Origin of the sequence: Neobacillus niacini, from assembly GCF_048572935.1 — a bacterium.
Taxonomy (GTDB): domain Bacteria; phylum Bacillota; class Bacilli; order Bacillales; family Cytobacillaceae; genus Neobacillus; species Neobacillus niacini.
Genome location: NZ_CP183883.1, coordinates 4392675 through 4409699, shown reverse-complemented (window position 1 = coordinate 4409699; position 17025 = coordinate 4392675). Strand labels below are relative to the sequence as shown.

Here is a 17025-nt window from a genome sequence, read left to right as displayed (position 1 = left end):
AAGGCTGCCTGCAAATTAGCAGGCAGCCAGTATTATGATGTTTAGGAGAGACAAGATGATTAGTGCTGCGATTCATGGATTTATCTTAGCCTTTGGGCTAATTCTACCTTTAGGGGTACAAAATGTTTTTGTATTTAATCAGGGGGCATTACAGCCAAAATGGACAAACACATTACCAGTAGTCTTAACAGCTGCACTTTGTGATACACTCTTAATTTCGTTGGCTGTTTTAGGAATTTCTGCAGTTGTGTTAGAAATCAGCTTTTTAAAAGTAGCGTTGAGTGTAATTGGTGTTGGTTTTTTACTATATATGGGCTATGTAACATGGAAAAGTAAACCTAGTGAAAAGGCAAATAGTGCTCAATTATTTTCTGCACGGAAACAAATTACTTTTGCTGCGTCTGTTTCATTGTTAAATCCACATGCCATTATGGATACCATTGGTGTCATCGGAACAAGTTCCTTAACGTACACAGGAATGGAAAAGGCGGTTTTTACCATTACGTGTATTTTCGTTTCTTGGTTATGGTTTTTTGGACTATCTGTAGTTGGCAGATTTTTAGGGAAACTTGATCAAACCGGGAAATTTATTAACACGATAAACAAAATATCTGCTGTTATCATGTGGGGAACAGCGTTATACCTCATGTTTTCGATATAAAAAGATGTACCCGGCGAATGGCCGGGTATTGGAATCTATAAAATAAAAAGGGGGGAGGATAGGTTCTGTTATGGAACCTATTACTATAATAGCGGATAAATATGAACAAATTATGAATGAATAATTAATAGATTGGTAAATCTGTGAAGGAGAAAAATAATGAAAGATTTCCATTGCTGTGCGACATGCAGGCATTTTAAAGCGGAAAGAAAGGCAGATTCAATGGTATATTTCTGCAGCCGTTTAGGCTATGAAACCAAAACGAATTATAAGTTTAACTGCTGGTGTCCAAAAAAGAGCATAATAGAGTTAATAGAGAAATTGAAAAAGAGTTAAAAAAGGAGTTTTGCGAAAATGGCAAACACACATATATTCTCACGCAAAGAGGAGGTTGCTAATTCAATTACACATGGAATTGGTGCCATTCTTAGTATTGCTGCTTTGGTCATATTAATTGTCTTTTCTTCCCTGTATGGTACGGTATGGCATATTGTCAGCTTTACAGTCTATGGAGCATCCATGTTCATCCTGTATATGTCCTCTACATTGGTACATAGTTTTCCAGAAGGTAAAGCCAAAGATATATTTGAAATCTTTGACCATTCATCTATCTATTTTTTTATTGCAGGAACCTATACACCCTTTCTGCTTGTTGTGATTAGAGGTCCTTTAGGCTGGTCATTGTTTGGGGTAGTTTGGGGACTGGCGATTGCTGGTACCATTTTTAAATGCTTTTTTACAAAAAAATATCTATTTACCTCGACCATTCTCTATGTAGTAATGGGGTGGATGATGGTGTTTGCTTGGAATCCATTAGCAGCTAAGCTTCCTTCTGAAGGGATGACCTATTTGATGATTGGTGGTCTCCTTTACACATTTGGAGCGATTTTTTATGTATGGCGTGGCTTCCGCTATCATCATGCGATATGGCATTTATTTGTTATCGCAGGTACAGTACTTCACTTTTTCTGTGTGTTGTTTTATGTATTACCAATAAAATAGTGTGAATACAAAAGGGCTGAGTTCTATAGTGACCATAGGCTTTACAAACTAGGAGTTACGGTCACTAAAAGAGCTCTATAGTGACCGAACCCATGAAAAAATAGGAGCTATGGTAACTATAAGAGCTCTATAGTGACCGAACCCATGAAAAAATAGGAGCTATGGTAACTATAAGAGCTCTATAGTGACCGAACTCATGAAAAAATAGGAGCTATGGTAACTATAAGAGCTCTATAGTGACCGAACTCATGAAAAAATAGGAGCTATGGTAACTATAAGAGCTCTATAGTGACCGAACCCATGAAAAAATAGGAGCTATGGTAACTATAAGAGCTCTATAGTGACCGAACTCATGAAAAAATAGGAGCTATGGTAACTATAAGAGCTCTATAGTGACCGAACTCATGAAAAAATAGGAGCTATGGTAACTATAAGAGCTCTATAGTGACCGAACTCATGAAGAAATAGGAGCTATGGTAACTATAAGAGCTCTATAGTGACCGAACTCATGAAGAAATAGGAGCTATGGTAACTATAAGAGCTCTAAAGTGACCGAACTCATGAAAAAATAGGAGCTATGGTAACTATAAGAGCTCTATAGTGACCGAACTCATGAAGAAATAGGAGCTATGGTAACTATAAGAGCTCTAAAGTGACCGAACTCATGAAAAAATAGGAGCTATGGTAACTATAAGAGCTCTATAATGACCGAACTCATGAAAAAATAGGAGCTATGGTAACTATAAGAGCTCTATAATGACCGAACTCATGAAGAAATAGGAGCTATGGTAACTATAAGAGCTCTATAGTGACCGAACTCATGAAAAAATAGGAGCTATGGTAACTATAAGAGCTCTATAGTGACCGAACTCATGAAGAAATAGGAGCTATGGTAACTATAAGAGCTCTAAAGTGACCGAACTCATGAAAAAATAGGAGCTAAGGTAACTAAAAGAGCTCTATAATGACCGAACTCATGAAAAAATAGGAGCTATGGTAACTATAAGAGTGAAGGCATCTGGCAATGTACCAGACGCCTTTTCTACTTAATTTTTCTTCATAGCAAAGTAGGTATCCATGACTCTTCGCCCGATAAGAAAGTTTGCACCATTATCGGTTGTTCCTTGGTAAGCCCAAGGGACAATCACAGCCATTGCCACTTCAGGATTGGTACTGGGTGCATAAGTAACTAAGCTTAAATTCATTACCGGTGGCGGTTCCTTCCCGAACTTAGCGCGTTCTGGACCATCATAAAATGCCTCCGCCGTACCAGTTTTACCAGCAGGAGAGTAGGAGACTCCGGTAAAACGTCTAAAGGCTGTTCCCCCCGGCTCTTGGAATACCTTCTTGAAGCCTAATTGGACTCGGTCCATCCAAGCAGGTTCAGCATCAATCGTATTAAGGACAGTCGGTTTAATTTCTTGAAAAACAGGACCGATTTCGTCCGTATTATTATCGATAGGCTCACGTATTTCCTTTACAATATGCGGTTTCATCCTTTTACCGCCATTAGCAATCGTTGAAATGTATTGTGCCAGCTGCATAGGAGAATACGTGTCATATTGTCCAATTACTAAGTCCATTAAATGACCTGGAAGCCTGCTTGAGCCCTTTAAACCACTGGATTCGTTGGGTAAATCAATCCCTGTTCTGGAACCAAGTCCAAAGCTTGCAAACGAATTTCGAATGATTTCAAATGTATTGGGAGCAAGACCTAAGGGTTTATCATATTGATAATTTCCTTTACCAATCCGAATGGCTGTATGAAACATATATACGTTTGAAGATAATTTTAACGCATCCACATCGTTTAACGTACCTAAATAAGAATAGGATTTTTTAAGAGGGGTGTCGGCGATTTTTATTCCTGTGTCATTAATGCGAGTACCTGGGCTAATGACCCCCTGTTTAAAACCTGTCAATATGGTAGCACCCTTCACAGCAGAGCCTACATTATAAGTGGTAGTAATCGTGCCAAGTGCATCATCCTGCATTTCTAATTGCCCGGTTTCAGAATTTTTGACAATTCTTTTACCGGCCATTGTTAGGACAGCTCCGCTATTAGGATCCATTAAAACAACATAAGCCCGGTCCAAAAGAGAGGTATTAGGAGTTTTTTTTAAGCCCCAAAGTTCTTCTTCAATAATTTTTTCTACTGCTATTTGTAAATCCATATCAATGGTAAGGACTAGGTCCTTGCCTCTTTTTCCATCGGTTACGACTTCGGTTTCAATGACATTTCCCTGCTTATCTGTTACCGTTTTTACCTTCGATTTGTGTCCATGGAGTACATCTTCGTATTGCAGTTCGAGTTGGCTTTTCCCAACTCTGTCATTGCGGTTGTACCCTAATGATAAAAAATGATCTAGCCGGTCTGCCGGCAGCCCTTCCTGGGTTTTTGTTACGTTTCCAAGGATAGATTTTATTGTTTGATCGAATGCATAAGACCGATCCCAGTCTGTTGTAGTATCCACTCCTGGGAGAGATTGAAGATTTTCACTGACAATGGCAAATTCTTCAGGGGTGACATCTTCATTTTTGACAATTTGCGGAGTAAATTTATACCCGCTCGAAAATTCTAGATAAATGGCCCAGACTTCCAGTTCTTCCGGCGTTAATGTACTTAATTCTTCCTCGGTAATTCGTTCAATCTTTAATTTATATAAATCATTATCTTTTAATTTTTTTGCTTTAAATTGATCTTGTTCGTTTTGTGTAATTTTTGCATTCGCTTTTTCCTGATTTTTGAGTATCCAAAGATCCTTTTTTTCCCGTTGGGTCATCTTATCAACATTCTTAACAATTAATTTTGCTAATTTTTCAGCTGTATCCAGCATTTCTTTCTGGCTGGCTCCCATATTCGTGTATGTAATCGCGCGTTTTGGAACATTGTCAACGATGACTCTGTAATTACTGTCAAACATTTTTCCACGGGGAACAGGGTTGTTTATCGTTATATCTTCTTTTCGCTCTAACTCACGTTTGAAATTTTCTCCGTACACGATTTGAACAAATCCCAGACGTAATATCAGGATGGAAAATAAAAAAAATACACTGAAAAATAGCAGATTTAGGCGGATTGGAAAATGAGATTTCTTCTTTTTCTTTTTCTCCAAATTTTTTCACATCCTTGATACTTTTTCGTTAGTATGTCCTCATAAATGAATTGGTAATTATTTATTATTGTACGTTTACATTTGCAGAATTGTAAAGTATTTCCTTTCTAATTAAACCATGGTGAATTTTCTATTGACGAATCAGCGGATTTATCATATATTAAGAGTAATAAAATATTTCCTTTTTAAAGGGGAGTAGCTGGACAATAAAGTCGTCATTCCGAGAAGTAATTCTCCGGCTTTATTGGCAACGTGACGTTGTTAGCAAGACCTTTACTGCACAAACAGTAAGGGTCTTTATTTGTTTTTTGGAGGCCTTTACTGTGGGAAAAAGCGAAAATCGCTTTTTCTTAGGTAAAGGCCTTTTTTATTGCAGCAAAGGGATATTTTAGAAAAAAACTTACTTTTTAGGAGGACGAATTAAATGGACTTTTCTCTTTTGCTGGAATACGGATGGGTATTGTTGGTGTTAGTGGCATTGGAGGGCTTATTAGCAGCCGACAATGCCTTGGTGCTTGCCATCATGGTTAAGCATTTACCAGAAGAAGATCGTAAGAAAGCTTTATTTTATGGGTTAGCGGGAGCATTTGTTTTTCGATTTGCTTCATTGTTTATTATTTCTTTCCTTGTCGATGTATGGCAGGTTCAAGCAATTGGCGCCCTGTATCTTTTATTTATGGCAATTAATCATATTGTCCGAAAAATCGCTTTCAAAGGAAAATCAGATAGTAACCAAAAAGAAAAGCCTGTTAAGAAAAGTGGATTTTGGTCAACGGTTTTTAAGGTTGAATTAGCAGATATTGCCTTTGCGGTGGACTCTATCTTAGCCGCTGTTGCACTTGCAGTCGTGCTTCCAGATACGCCGCTTCCTAATATCGGCGGTTTAGACGGTGGTAAATTCTTAGTTATTTTTGCCGGTGGTATCATCGGTCTTGTGATTATGCGTTTTGCAGCAAATCAATTTGTAAAGCTATTAGAAAGAAGACCTGGTCTTGAAATAGCAGCTTTTGGTATCGTAGGCTGGGTAGGTGTTAAATTAGCTGTTTATACACTTTCACATCCGTCACTAGGTGTATTAAGTGAAGAATTTGCTCATTCTACAGAATGGAAACTAACGTTTTATGCAGTGTTAGTGGGAATTGCGGCAGCGGGCTGGTTCTTATCAAAGGACCAAGGAGCTGAAAAGACAAAAATAGAACCAAAAGCCTCATAATTTACAACCAGTAATGAAAAACTAAAAGAATAAGATTCGAAGAAAGCTGCATTCAAATCGAGTGCAGCTTTTTTTCAGTAAAAAAAGCGGATTATGGGTATGAATAATGTATACATATATTTTTATGGAGGTGTAAGCCTTACACCGTGTAAGGTGAGCCATTGACAATCATAAATCTTCTTTTAATTGCATTATTAATTGCGTTAACCGGATATTTCGTAGCGACGGAATTTGCTATCGTGAAGGTACGGGGATCTAGAATTGAACAATTAATCGCAGAAGGTAAAAAAGGGGCTGAAGCAGCTAAACATGTGACAACTCACCTTGATGAATATCTATCAGCCTGTCAGCTTGGAATAACGGTTACAGCCTTGGGTCTTGGCTGGCTCGGAGAACCAACCGTTGAAAGCTTGTTGTTCCCGTTATTTAAGCGGATGGAGTTGAATGAAGCTTTATCCCATGTATTATCGTTTGGTTTAGCCTTTGCTTCGGTTACGTTTTTACATGTTGTCATTGGAGAGCTTGCTCCAAAAACTGTTGCTATCCAAAAAGCGGAAGAAATTACACTTGCGACTTCAAAACCATTAATTTTGTTTTACAAAATTATGTACCCGTTTATCTGGGTATTAAATCATTCAGCGCGCGTCATCGTGGGATGGTTTGGGTTTAAATCTGTCTCGGAAAATGAATTAGGACTGTCAGAGGAAGAACTGCGGATATTATTATCAGAGAGCTATGAAAGTGGAGAAATCAACAAAAGTGAATTGGAGTACGTCAATAATATTTTTGAATTTGACGAAAGAATTGCCAAAGAAATCATGGTTCCGAGAACAGAAATGGTTACGATGAATATGAATGACAGCATTGAAACGGTAAAGGAAGTTATAAAGAGAGAAAAATATACACGGTATCCAGTTGTAGTCGATGGAGATAAGGATAATATTTTAGGACTCATCAATATTAAAGAAATATTGACGGAAGAGATTAAAAGGGACGAGATTCTGAAGGATACTACCTTGCAGTCCATGTTAAAGCCAGTCATTCGAGTCATTGAATCCATTCCTATTCATGATTTGCTGGTTAAGATGCAAAAGGAACGTTCCCATATGGCCATTCTGCTTGATGAATATGGGGGGACTTCTGGATTGGTCACTGTTGAGGATATATTAGAGGAAATCGTCGGTGAAATCCGTGATGAATACGACACCGACGAAGTAGCGGAAATTCGAAAAATAAATCCCGACCACTACTTATTTAATGCAAAAGTGTTAGTGGGGGAAGTAAATGATATCTTAGGAACAAATTTATCCTCTGAAGAAGTAGATACCATTGGCGGCTGGTTCTTGACTCGAAATTTTGACGCCAAAAAAGGCGACCAGATAGAGGAGGAGGGTATCCTCTTCACAGTAAAAGAAATTCAAGGACATCATATACTTTTAATAGAAGCAAAAAAAGTTTTTACTGCAGAACAAAAACCCTAAAAACAAGCAATTTCTCCGAATGGAGAATTGCTTGTTTTTTTAATGTCAAGAAAAGTGTGTGAAATTGAGAAAAAAAGTTTGACAATTTTGTGAACAGAGTCAATAATTAATAATATAGAGAAAGGGGATATGTGGTTATGAGAAGTAGAGAGAAATTCCTAAATGCTGTGACTTATACCGGCCTAACCATTCTAACTATTGGAATATTGACTTTTATTGCTGGTTTACTTGTAACCGGTTACAATCTTTTAGTGCCAATTGGAATTGGAACATGTGTTGGTGCTGTATTTATTTTTCTGATCGGTGTGTTCTTGGTCGTAACAGATGAAATGTTGGAAAAATCATATATAGGGACGAAAGTAGTTCCAATGAGATCAAAAAAAGGAGCACCTATTCAATAGGTACTCCTTTTTTAATTACATATCCCAAATCATTGCTAGCAGCGTTCCAAACACTGTTACAAGTGCGATAATCAGGCCATAAAAAACATTTGTATAAATTGCACCTTTATCCTTTGTTTCTCCAGCGTGCATAAAAACAACTAATTGTAGTCCTGCTTGGATGAATGCTGTAACAAGAAGGATTGTCATGCCTGCTGCAAAGGACATATCAAGAAAGTATACGGCTAATGCAACGGTTGTCAGGAGTATAGAGAATACAAAACCAAGTACTTGCTTCATTGGAAATAATTGGCTCATATTACATCATTCCTTTCAAGTAGATGAAGCTGAAAATGAAAATCCAAACAACATCTAGGAAATGCCAATATAGCGAGAAGATAAATGCTTTATTGGTTGTTTGTGGAGTTAATCCACGTTTTTTAATTTGGAGAATAATGAACAATCCCCAGAAAAAGCCAAGTGTAACGTGTGCTCCATGAGTTCCAAGGGTGGTTAAGAGAGCTGCTGTAAATGCACTCGTTTGGATACCAGCACCTTCATGTACATACGTAACAAATTCAAAGATCTCTACCCCTAAAAACGCTAGACCAAGAAGCAGGGTAATCGAGAAGAATGAAATCATTGCCTTTTTGTTCCCTAGACGCATGGCATGAATTCCAAGTCCAACTGTAAAGCTGCTTGTTAAAAGTAAGATTGTTTCAAATAAAACAGGAGTGATTTGGAAAATCTCTGCTCCAGTTGGACCGCTTCCGGTTCTATGCTCTAACGTAAAGTAGGTTGCGAACAGGGTAGCGAAAAGCATAATTTCGGCACCTAGGAAAATCCAAAATCCTAGGACTTTTAAACTGTTTTCTTCTGTACTATATTCTAGTGGAAGCGAGTTATCTATTTTCATAATCTAAGCACCTCGCAAATTTGTTTCTGTTTCTTCAATTTCTTTTACAGAGATATAACGGCCGTGGTCTTGTTCAAATGACCTTAGAGCCATACAAATGAAAATACCAATTGTCGTAAGGATTGCCGGAATCCACAAGCTGAAAATAAAGGAGAATCCCCATACAAAGAAGATACAGCTCATGATGAATGGGATACCGCTATTATTTGGCATGTGAATTTTCTCGTATTCACCTTTAAATAATACATGACCATTTTTCTTTGCGTCCCATAGTGCTTCATTGGAACGTACTTCTGGTAAAATCGCAAAATTATATTCTGGTACTGGTGTATGTGTTGCCCATTCTAACGTACGTGCATCCCAAGGATCGTTACTAATATCTCTTGATTCATAGCGGGTACTATAGTAGATATTATAGACGATTAACACGAACCCAATGGCCATAATCGCAGCACCAACGAACGAAATCATATTCATTGCACCAAATCCAGCAGCTTCAGAGTATGTGTACATACGACGTGCCTGGCCATCTAAACCTGAAACGTACATAGGCATGAAGGCTAAGACGAAGCCGATTGAAAGAAGCCATGCTGTCCATTTACCAATTTTCTCATTTAACATGAAACCAAACATCTTTGGCCAATAATAATGCAGCCCTGCAAGCATCGCGTAAACAACACCAGGTATAATAACGTTATGGAAGTGAGCAACTAAGAACATTGTATTGTGATATTGATAGTCTGCTGCAGACATCGCAAGCATTACGCCGGTAACTCCGCCAAGTGTAAATAACGGAATGAATAGCATGCTGTAAAGCATTGGTGTAGTAAAAACAATTTTCCCTTTTCTAAGTGTGAACAGCCAGTTAAAAATCTTCACACCAGTAGGAACAGCAATTGCCATCGTTGTGATGGAGAAGATACTGTTTGTAAATGCTCCTTGCCCCATAGTAAAGAAATGGTGCGCCCATACCAGGAACGATAGAAGCGATATAATAACCATCGAACCAACCATAGATTTATAGCCATATAGGTTACGACGGGCAAAAGTTGAAATAACTTCACTGTAAATTCCAAATGCCGGCAGAATTAAGATATATACCTCAGGGTGTCCCCAAACCCAGAAAATGTTTGCCCAAAGCATATCCATACCGCCATTATCCATCGTAAAGAAGTGAGTTCCAAATTGACGATCAAAGGTTCCCATTGCAAGTAACACAGCTAAAACTGGGAATGCGAAAACGATGATGACGTTGGCAATTAAAGCAGACCAAGTAAACATTGGCATTTTCATTAATGTCATGCCAGGTGCTCTCATTTTCAGAATGGTAGTGATAAAGTTAATACCGGTCATTAATGTACCAATACCTGCAATCTGTATCGCAATCATATAATAATTGGAACCTACAGATGTACTAAATTCGTTACCTGCAAGCGGGAAGTAAGAAGTCCAGCCTGCGTCAGGTGAACCGCCGACAACGAATGAAATATTGAATAACATCGCACCCATAAAGAATAACCAGAAGCTTAAAGCATTCAAGCGTGGAAATGCGACATCGCGTGCTCCAATTTGTAGTGGAACAACAAAGTTCATGAAGAACATAATGAATGGCATTGCCATGAAAAGGATCATAACGACGCCGTGTGTCGTGAAAATCTCATTATAATGCTGTGCATCAAGCAATGTGTTTTCAGGTACTGCGAGCTGGGCGCGCATCATGATGGCGTCAACCCCGCCTCGGAATAACATAAGAAGGGCAGAGAGCAAATACATAATACCAATTCGTTTGTGGTCAACTGTTGTTAACCATTCGCGCCATAAATAGCCCCATTTTTTAAAATATGTTAATCCGGCAATAACAGCGATGACTGTAAGCCCAATGGCAGCCATCGAAGCATAAATCGCAAGACTTGGATGTGGAACGGCAAATCGATCAAAGAAATCCATTTATTATATCTCCTTTCAGGGGAAGATTACTTTTATATTAATGACTCATACCTTCATGTCCGGTATGTGATTCTGTGTTTGTTTCTGTTTCAGATGATTCTTCACCATGTTCATGACCTGTTGGCGCAGGCGAAAATTCTAGGTGAGTTCCCGTGTATGTTTGCTGCCCCAGATGACCTGGTTCTAATAATTCTTCGAACTTTTTCTCTGTTATCGGCTTAGCGGTTTCCTTTACTTCTTTTACCCAGTCGTCAAAATCCTTTTGAGACATGGCTGTAACATTAAATGTATTCTCAGCAAATCCTTTACCTGAGAAGTTTGCATTACGACCCATGAATTCACCAGGGACATCTGCAGCTAAGTGTAAAGTGGTTACATGGTCACCCATTGCATATTTTTGTCCCCCAAGCTGTGGAATCCAGAAACTAGTAATGGGCCCATATGAATACAGTTTAAATTCCAGTGGTCTGTCCGTTGGAATATACAAGTAATTTACTGTTTCAATGCCTTCTTCTGGATAACTAAAGTGCCACTTCCAGTTTGAGGATGAAGCATAAACGACCAATGGTTCCTTATCTTCGTATCCTTTTGGTTTTGCCTCTACAATATAGTTACTTTGAACGGATACATAAGATAGGAAAGCTACAATTAATACTGGAATACCGACCATAATGACCTCAACCCAAATGTTACCTTCAATATGAGGCGGTTCATAATCTGCTTTTTGTTTAGAAGCGCGATATTTCACTAACATGTAGACTAACAATGCAAAAACAACAATGACAATAAAAGCCATAACTCCTATCGATAATAGGATGTCGCTTGCCTGTCTTTCTGCTTGAGGTCCTTTAGGATCCAGGACAAGTAATGGCTCACATCCAGATAAAATCGTAATGATTGTAAAAAACACTGAAAAGAAAGCCATCTTAATACTCTTTTTGTGCATGTTTTATAACTCCTCTCATTAATTATCACAATTGGTTGTTCGTGAATTCATTCACAAACTTGGGTGGAAGCTTATCTAAAATTAATACTACATAATAATAACTATATAATTAGTGTTATTATCCCGTACCACAATATTAACAACAATGGTGTGATGTTTATATACGTTTTTTGAAGAATTTGTGACAACTTTGTTAAGGTTTTAAATTCCATTAAAAAATAGCCCCAGGATGTGGTGAAAATAAAATAATTGTCTATTTTTGCCTATTAATGGGATAATGAATATGTATACCAATCGAATAGGAGAGACAAACATGAAAGTCAAAATTAATCGCCACGCAGCGAAAGCATTGAAGAAAATGTTGGAAGGACCAGAAGCAGAAGGGAAATTGTTTCGTGTGTATGTAACCAATATGCATGGCGATCACGCTCACTATGATTTAATGCTAGATACTCCAACAGAACATGATGAAGTAGTTAAAACGGATAAAGAGATTGATTTTATTCTTGATACGCGAGATGAATTTTTGGATGGAGTATGGATTCAACTGTTCCATGTTCCAAAAGAAGAGTGGGTAATTACTAACCCATCTAAAGGCGGTCATCATCACCATCATTAATTTAATAAAGATAAATGAATTCCACCTGGTATGGATCCAGGTGGTTTTTGATTATAATTTATAAAATCCCTTCATATAATCCAAGTACTTATCGATAATGTAATATCCTTACGATAGTATAGAGGTTTTTGTTTATAACAAACGATGTTTTGACGATAAATGATGATGGTGTACTCTAATAATGTATGGTTTTAAAGGAGTGATTGCATATGGGAGATTTCAATAGTAAGAACGGGATAAAACTAATTGCACTTGATATGGATGGTACTCTGTTGAACGATCAACATGAGATATCAGAAGCCAACCGTCAGGCGATTAAGGAGGCTCAGGAAAAAGGAATTTTTGTTGTCCTGAGTACTGGACGCTCACTTAGAAAATGTGAAAAACATGCAGATTCATTAGCATTATCGTCGTATTTGGTGACGGTAAATGGCAGTGAAATCTGGGATGAAAAAAGGGGGCTAGTGGAAAGGAGTCTTGTGAATACTGATTCCATTCAATGGATGGTAGAACTTACCAAAAAGCATAAGGTGCGTTACTGGGCCATCAGTACGAGGCGAAACTGGTTTGATGAAATGCCGGAAGATATTTATGGAGAGGAATGGCTGAAATTTGGATTTAACATTAAAGATTTCCCTACTAGAGACAAAATTTTAAAAGAGTTACAGGCCCGCGGGGAATTTGAATTAAGCAACTCCACTCCAACCAATATAGAGGTAAACCCAGCTGGGATTAATAAAGCAAAAGGACTGAAATTAGTCTGTGAGCGTCTTGGAATACATATGAACAGTGTCATGGCAGTAGGCGATAGTCTTAATGATTTGGCTATGATAGAAGAAGCAGGCTTAGGCATTGCGATGGGAAATGCTCAGGATTCGATAAAAAAGGCTGCTGTATGGGTGACATCTTCAAATAATGAAGATGGGGTTGCTAAAGCAATACAGAAATGGGTGCTGCAATAGTTTCATTTGCGAACGATTAACCATTATTCAGCTGGAAAATTAAATTTCCTGAAATAAAATTAATACAATTGTGAAATACTATATATACAAGAGGGAATTGTTTAAAAATAATTTCTCTTGGTTATAATAATCGGGCAAGACTATATTGCAATTTCATGTAATTGTTACATGCTAGGAGGAGCTACAAAGATGGAACATGGTAAAGTAAAATGGTTTAACGGTGAAAAAGGCTTTGGATTTATTGAGCGTGACGGAGGAGACGACGTATTCGTTCATTTCTCTGCAATTCAAGGCGAAGGCTACAAAACGTTAGATGAAGGTCAAGAAGTAACGTTTGAAATCGAAAATGGGCAACGTGGTCCACAAGCGGTTAACGTTCGTAAAGCATAATTAACCTTCTAAATCAAAAACAGACTCTAATTATGAGTCTGTTTTTTTATTGTTCTTTTATAATCTTACGTATGATATGAGAGCCAGAAAACGGACAAAAGATAAAAAAACCTCCACAAGAAGTGGAGGCTTACTATGTGATAAGTAAAATGGTTATTTATAGTATGGGGTTCATATGGGAAATTCATACCTAGGGATAGTTCATTTTACCTATTAGATCGACTGTGAAGTCACTATTTCCTGCACTCTTCCAACTTGACCATCCATTAACCTTACCTTTATCCCCTGTGGATGGAAACTTGAGTTTGTTAAAATATCCTTCACGACACCACTTGTAAGTTTTCCAGTTCTTTGATCAGCCTTAAGTACAATCTTAACCTTAGTACCGGCGGTGATGTCTTTTCTATTTTGACCGTTCATTAAACACCCATTTTCCTGCGGGTATTACTTACTTTTTTCGTCTGCTGGCTTTTCATTTTTTGGCTATTTTGAAGACCGCCCTGGGTGTTATTCGCTGCTGCAGCTTTGTTCTTCTTATTCGCCAACTGCTGTTTCATCGCTTCCTGCAAACTCATTTTCTTTTTTGGTTCTTCATTTTGGTTACTTTGATTGTTTTCTGACATTAGGAAATCCTCCTGAAAAAATGTACTTTCATACCCTCAGTATAATCTATTTATGAGTAAATTAACAATTCGTCTTTAAATTTTTATGCCTTTAAATATCCAAGAGATCTATTTAAATTTAATTCTATTTAATAATTATTATAATTTAGTATTGATTTTAATTTAATTTATATTATAATCTATTTGAGTAGTAATTAAATAGTTTACGAGGTGATTAAATGAGTAACAATAATATAAATTTAACAACAAGCTCCGGAGCACCAATAGGAGATAATCAGAATACGATGACTGCAGGCTTCCGTGGACCAACATTAATTCAAGATGTGCATTTACTAGAAAAATTAGCACACTTTAACCGTGAGAGAGTGCCTGAGAGGGTTGTACATGCGAAAGGTGCTGGGGCACATGGATATTTTAAAGTTACTAATGATATGTCAAAATATACGAAAGCAAAACTATTTAATGGTGTTGGCAAAATCACACCGATGTTTATTCGATTCTCAACTGTAGCAGGAGAACTAGGCTCAAGTGATACTGTGAGGGACCCGCGTGGTTTTGCGGTTAAGTTTTATACAGAAGAAGGAAATTATGATTTAGTAGGGAACAATACTCCTATTTTCTTTATTAGAGATGCGATTAAATTCCCAGACTTTATTCATACACAAAAAAGAGATCCGCGAACTCACTTGAAAAATCCAAATGCGGTATGGGATTTCTGGTCCTTATCACCAGAATCATTACACCAAGTCACATACTTGATGGGTGATCGAGGAATTCCTGCAACACTTCGTCATATGAACGGATATGGAAGTCATACTTTCAAATGGGTAAATATAGAAGGGGAAGCTGTTTGGGTAAAGTATCACTTTAAAACAGAGCAAGGCGTTAAAAATATGTCCAATGACGTAGCGGCTAAGCTTGCAGGTGAAAATCCAGATTATCATACTGAAGATTTATTTAATGCGATTGAAAAAGGCGACTTCCCTAAATGGAGGTTATATGTTCAAATCATGCCTTTAGAAGACGCTGATACTTATCGTTTTGATCCATTTGATGTAACGAAAGTATGGTCACATAAGGATTACCCATTAATTGAAGTGGGACAAATGGTATTAAACCGTAATCCAGAAAACTATTTTGCAGAAGTAGAGCAGGCAACCTTCTCACCTGGAACACTGGTGCCTGGTATTGAGCCTTCGCCAGATAAAATGCTGCAGGGTCGATTATTTGCTTATTCAGACGCGCACCGTTACCGTGTTGGCGCGAATCACAACCTGCTTCCTATTAACCGTCCTAAAGTAGAAGTAAATAACTATCAACGTGATGGTCAAATGCGCTCTGACAATAATGGCGGTGGGTCCGTTTATTATGAACCGAACAGTTTGGGCGGTCCAACTGAGTCACCAGAAGCAAAAACAACAGCATTCCCAGTTTCAGGTGTTGCAGATAGTGTTTCTTACGACCACAATGATCATTACACACAAGCTGGAGATCTTTATCGCTTAATGTCTGAAGAAGAGCGTATGCGTTTAATTGAGACAGTAGTTGGTGCGATGAAGCCTGTTGAGAGAGACGAGATAAAACATCGTCAAATTCAACACTTTTATAAAGCTGATCCTGAGTATGGTGAAAGAATAGCACAGGGTTTAGGCTTAGCTATCCCACAAGAAGTGAAATAGAATAGAAAATAACAAAAAGACTGTTCAATACGACAGTCTTTTTGTTATTTTCTAATTTTCTAAGAAAAACTGTTGATTTTCGACAGCTTTTGCAAATGCATCGTATTAAACTTTTCTTATCTGAAGGGAGATAAATGATGAAGAACAAAATAGCAATTGTAACCGGTACATCCAGCGGATTTGGTTTATCTACCTCTATCGAATTAGCTCGTAAGGGTTTTACTGTTGTTGCTGCAATGAGGAACATCAATAAAAAGAGTGACCTGTTACAGGAGGCAAAGAAGTATGATGTTGATTCCAAAATTGTCATCTGTGAATTAGATGTTACCAATGAAAATTCAATATTAGCATTTCATGAACGGGTAATTGCTACGTTTGGAAGAGTGGACGTTTTGGTTAATAACGCTGGTTATGCCGGTGCAGGCTTTGTTGAAGAAATATCAATGGACGAATATCGACAACAATTTGAAACGAATGTATTTGGCGTTATTGCTGTCACCAAGGCCTTTTTACCAGTAATGAGGAAACAAAACCATGGATGTATTATCAATGTTAGCAGCATAAGCGGAAAGGTAGCCTTTCCTGGTCTTTCGCCCTATATTGCTTCAAAGCATGCCATTGAGGGCTGGAGTGAGAGTCTTCGCTTAGAAATGCAGCCATTTGGTGTGAAGGTGGTATTAATTGAACCGGGGTCATACAAAACTAATATCTGGTCAACAGGCAAACAGGTCGCAGCAAAATCATTGCATTCACACTCTCCTTATCAGGATTATATGAAAAAAATAGAAAAATACATTACAGAAGGAGAAAATAGCTTTGGCGATCCACTTGAAGTTGCAAGGAAAATAGCTGGAATTGCGGTAATGGAAAACCCGGACATAAGGTATCCCATTGGTCGTGGTGTTAAGGCTTCAATATTTTTGAGGAATTTTTTACCATGGCGGTTGTGGGAAAAAATAATCATAACTAAACTATTTCAAAAATAGTAATAGTAAGGCAGCGGCAAACGGTAAGTATTCATGATATTGTCGTTTTTAGGAAGGGATTTCAGGGAAACAGTGAGAATAATAGATAGATGAACAACATAGAG

Annotated in this window: 17 protein-coding genes; 10 read left to right on the top strand and 7 right to left on the bottom strand. The window is 37.8% G+C overall.

Going from position 1 to position 17025, the window contains the following annotated elements:
- Positions 1-55 precede the first annotated feature (55 nt).
- Both ACN6MT_RS21815 and trhA read left to right on the top strand, forming a co-directional pair.
- Complete coding sequence (locus tag ACN6MT_RS21815; RefSeq protein WP_419888022.1) at positions 56-661, top strand: LysE/ArgO family amino acid transporter; 606 nt, start codon at positions 56-58, stop codon at positions 659-661.
- A gap of 354 nt (positions 662-1015) precedes the next feature.
- Positions 1016-1663, top strand: a complete 648-nt coding sequence (gene trhA, locus ACN6MT_RS21810) for a PAQR family membrane homeostasis protein TrhA (RefSeq protein ID WP_419888021.1) — start codon at positions 1016-1018, stop codon at positions 1661-1663.
- 1046 nt (positions 1664-2709) lie between these two features.
- Here trhA and ACN6MT_RS21805 read toward each other — a convergent pair.
- Positions 2710-4779 carry a peptidoglycan D,D-transpeptidase FtsI family protein gene (locus tag ACN6MT_RS21805; protein ID WP_419888020.1) on the bottom strand — a complete coding sequence of 690 codons (2070 nt, stop codon included), beginning with the start codon at positions 4777-4779 and terminating at the stop codon, positions 2710-2712.
- Positions 4780-5203: 424 nt separating this feature from the next.
- Here ACN6MT_RS21805 and ACN6MT_RS21800 point away from each other — a divergent pair, with 424 nt between their 5' ends.
- The 3 genes from ACN6MT_RS21800 to ACN6MT_RS21790 all read left to right on the top strand — a co-directional run bounded on the left by ACN6MT_RS21800 (position 5204) and on the right by ACN6MT_RS21790 (position 7874).
- On the top strand, positions 5204-5992 hold the full coding sequence (locus ACN6MT_RS21800) for a TerC family protein (protein WP_419888019.1): 789 nt from the start codon (positions 5204-5206) through the stop codon (positions 5990-5992).
- Positions 5993-6153: 161 nt separating this feature from the next.
- Positions 6154-7473 (top strand): hemolysin family protein, encoded by a 1320-nt coding sequence (locus ACN6MT_RS21795; protein ID WP_419888018.1) that lies wholly within the window; start codon positions 6154-6156, stop codon positions 7471-7473.
- A gap of 137 nt (positions 7474-7610) precedes the next feature.
- Positions 7611-7874, top strand: a complete 264-nt coding sequence (locus tag ACN6MT_RS21790) for a hypothetical protein (protein ID WP_419888017.1) — start codon at positions 7611-7613, stop codon at positions 7872-7874.
- A gap of 15 nt (positions 7875-7889) precedes the next feature.
- Here ACN6MT_RS21790 and qoxD read toward each other — a convergent pair whose 3' ends face one another.
- Genes qoxD through qoxA form a run of 4 tightly spaced genes read right to left on the bottom strand, consistent with a single transcriptional unit; the run spans position 7890 to position 11662 of the window.
- Complete coding sequence (qoxD, locus tag ACN6MT_RS21785; RefSeq protein WP_063255544.1) at positions 7890-8171, bottom strand: cytochrome aa3 quinol oxidase subunit IV; 282 nt, start codon at positions 8169-8171, stop codon at positions 7890-7892.
- Between the two features lies 1 nt (position 8172).
- The gene (gene qoxC / locus ACN6MT_RS21780) at positions 8173-8769 is read right to left on the bottom strand and encodes a cytochrome aa3 quinol oxidase subunit III (RefSeq protein WP_419888016.1); all 597 of its coding nucleotides are present in this window, start codon (positions 8767-8769) and stop codon (positions 8173-8175) included.
- A 3-nt stretch (positions 8770-8772) separates the two neighbouring features.
- A complete protein-coding gene (gene qoxB / locus ACN6MT_RS21775) occupies positions 8773-10716 on the bottom strand; it encodes a cytochrome aa3 quinol oxidase subunit I (protein ID WP_419888015.1) in 1944 nt (647 codons plus the stop codon).
- Between the two features lie 37 nt (positions 10717-10753).
- On the bottom strand, positions 10754-11662 hold the full coding sequence (gene qoxA / locus ACN6MT_RS21770; RefSeq protein WP_419888014.1) for a cytochrome aa3 quinol oxidase subunit II: 909 nt from the start codon (positions 11660-11662) through the stop codon (positions 10754-10756).
- 313 nt (positions 11663-11975) lie between these two features.
- Here qoxA and ACN6MT_RS21765 point away from each other — a divergent pair, with 313 nt between their 5' ends.
- From ACN6MT_RS21765 to ACN6MT_RS21755, 3 genes are all read left to right on the top strand, one after another.
- Positions 11976-12281 (top strand): iron-sulfur cluster assembly accessory protein, encoded by a 306-nt coding sequence (locus ACN6MT_RS21765; protein WP_419888013.1) that lies wholly within the window; start codon positions 11976-11978, stop codon positions 12279-12281.
- A gap of 209 nt (positions 12282-12490) precedes the next feature.
- A complete protein-coding gene (locus ACN6MT_RS21760) occupies positions 12491-13243 on the top strand; it encodes a Cof-type HAD-IIB family hydrolase (protein ID WP_419888012.1) in 753 nt (250 codons plus the stop codon).
- Positions 13244-13432: 189 nt separating this feature from the next.
- A complete protein-coding gene (locus ACN6MT_RS21755; RefSeq protein WP_045515670.1) occupies positions 13433-13633 on the top strand; it encodes a cold-shock protein in 201 nt (66 codons plus the stop codon).
- Between the two features lie 213 nt (positions 13634-13846).
- Here the strand turns inward: ACN6MT_RS21755 and ACN6MT_RS21750 are convergent, their stop codons facing one another.
- Positions 13847-14053 carry a YwbE family protein gene (locus ACN6MT_RS21750; protein ID WP_419888011.1) on the bottom strand — a complete coding sequence of 69 codons (207 nt, stop codon included), beginning with the start codon at positions 14051-14053 and terminating at the stop codon, positions 13847-13849.
- On the bottom strand, positions 14053-14256 hold the full coding sequence (locus ACN6MT_RS21745) for a hypothetical protein (protein ID WP_419888010.1): 204 nt from the start codon (positions 14254-14256) through the stop codon (positions 14053-14055). Before ACN6MT_RS21745 ends, ACN6MT_RS21750 begins: the two co-directional genes overlap by 1 nt.
- Before the next feature lie 218 nt (positions 14257-14474).
- Between ACN6MT_RS21745 and katA the strand changes: the two genes are divergently transcribed.
- Together katA and ACN6MT_RS21735 are read left to right on the top strand one after the other, a co-directional pair.
- The gene (gene katA / locus ACN6MT_RS21740) at positions 14475-15935 is read left to right on the top strand and encodes a catalase KatA (RefSeq protein WP_419888009.1); all 1461 of its coding nucleotides are present in this window, start codon (positions 14475-14477) and stop codon (positions 15933-15935) included.
- A 137-nt stretch (positions 15936-16072) separates the two neighbouring features.
- Positions 16073-16921, top strand: coding sequence for an oxidoreductase (locus tag ACN6MT_RS21735; RefSeq protein WP_419956502.1), 849 nt, complete (start codon positions 16073-16075; stop codon positions 16919-16921).
- Positions 16922-17025: the final 104 nt, after the last annotated feature.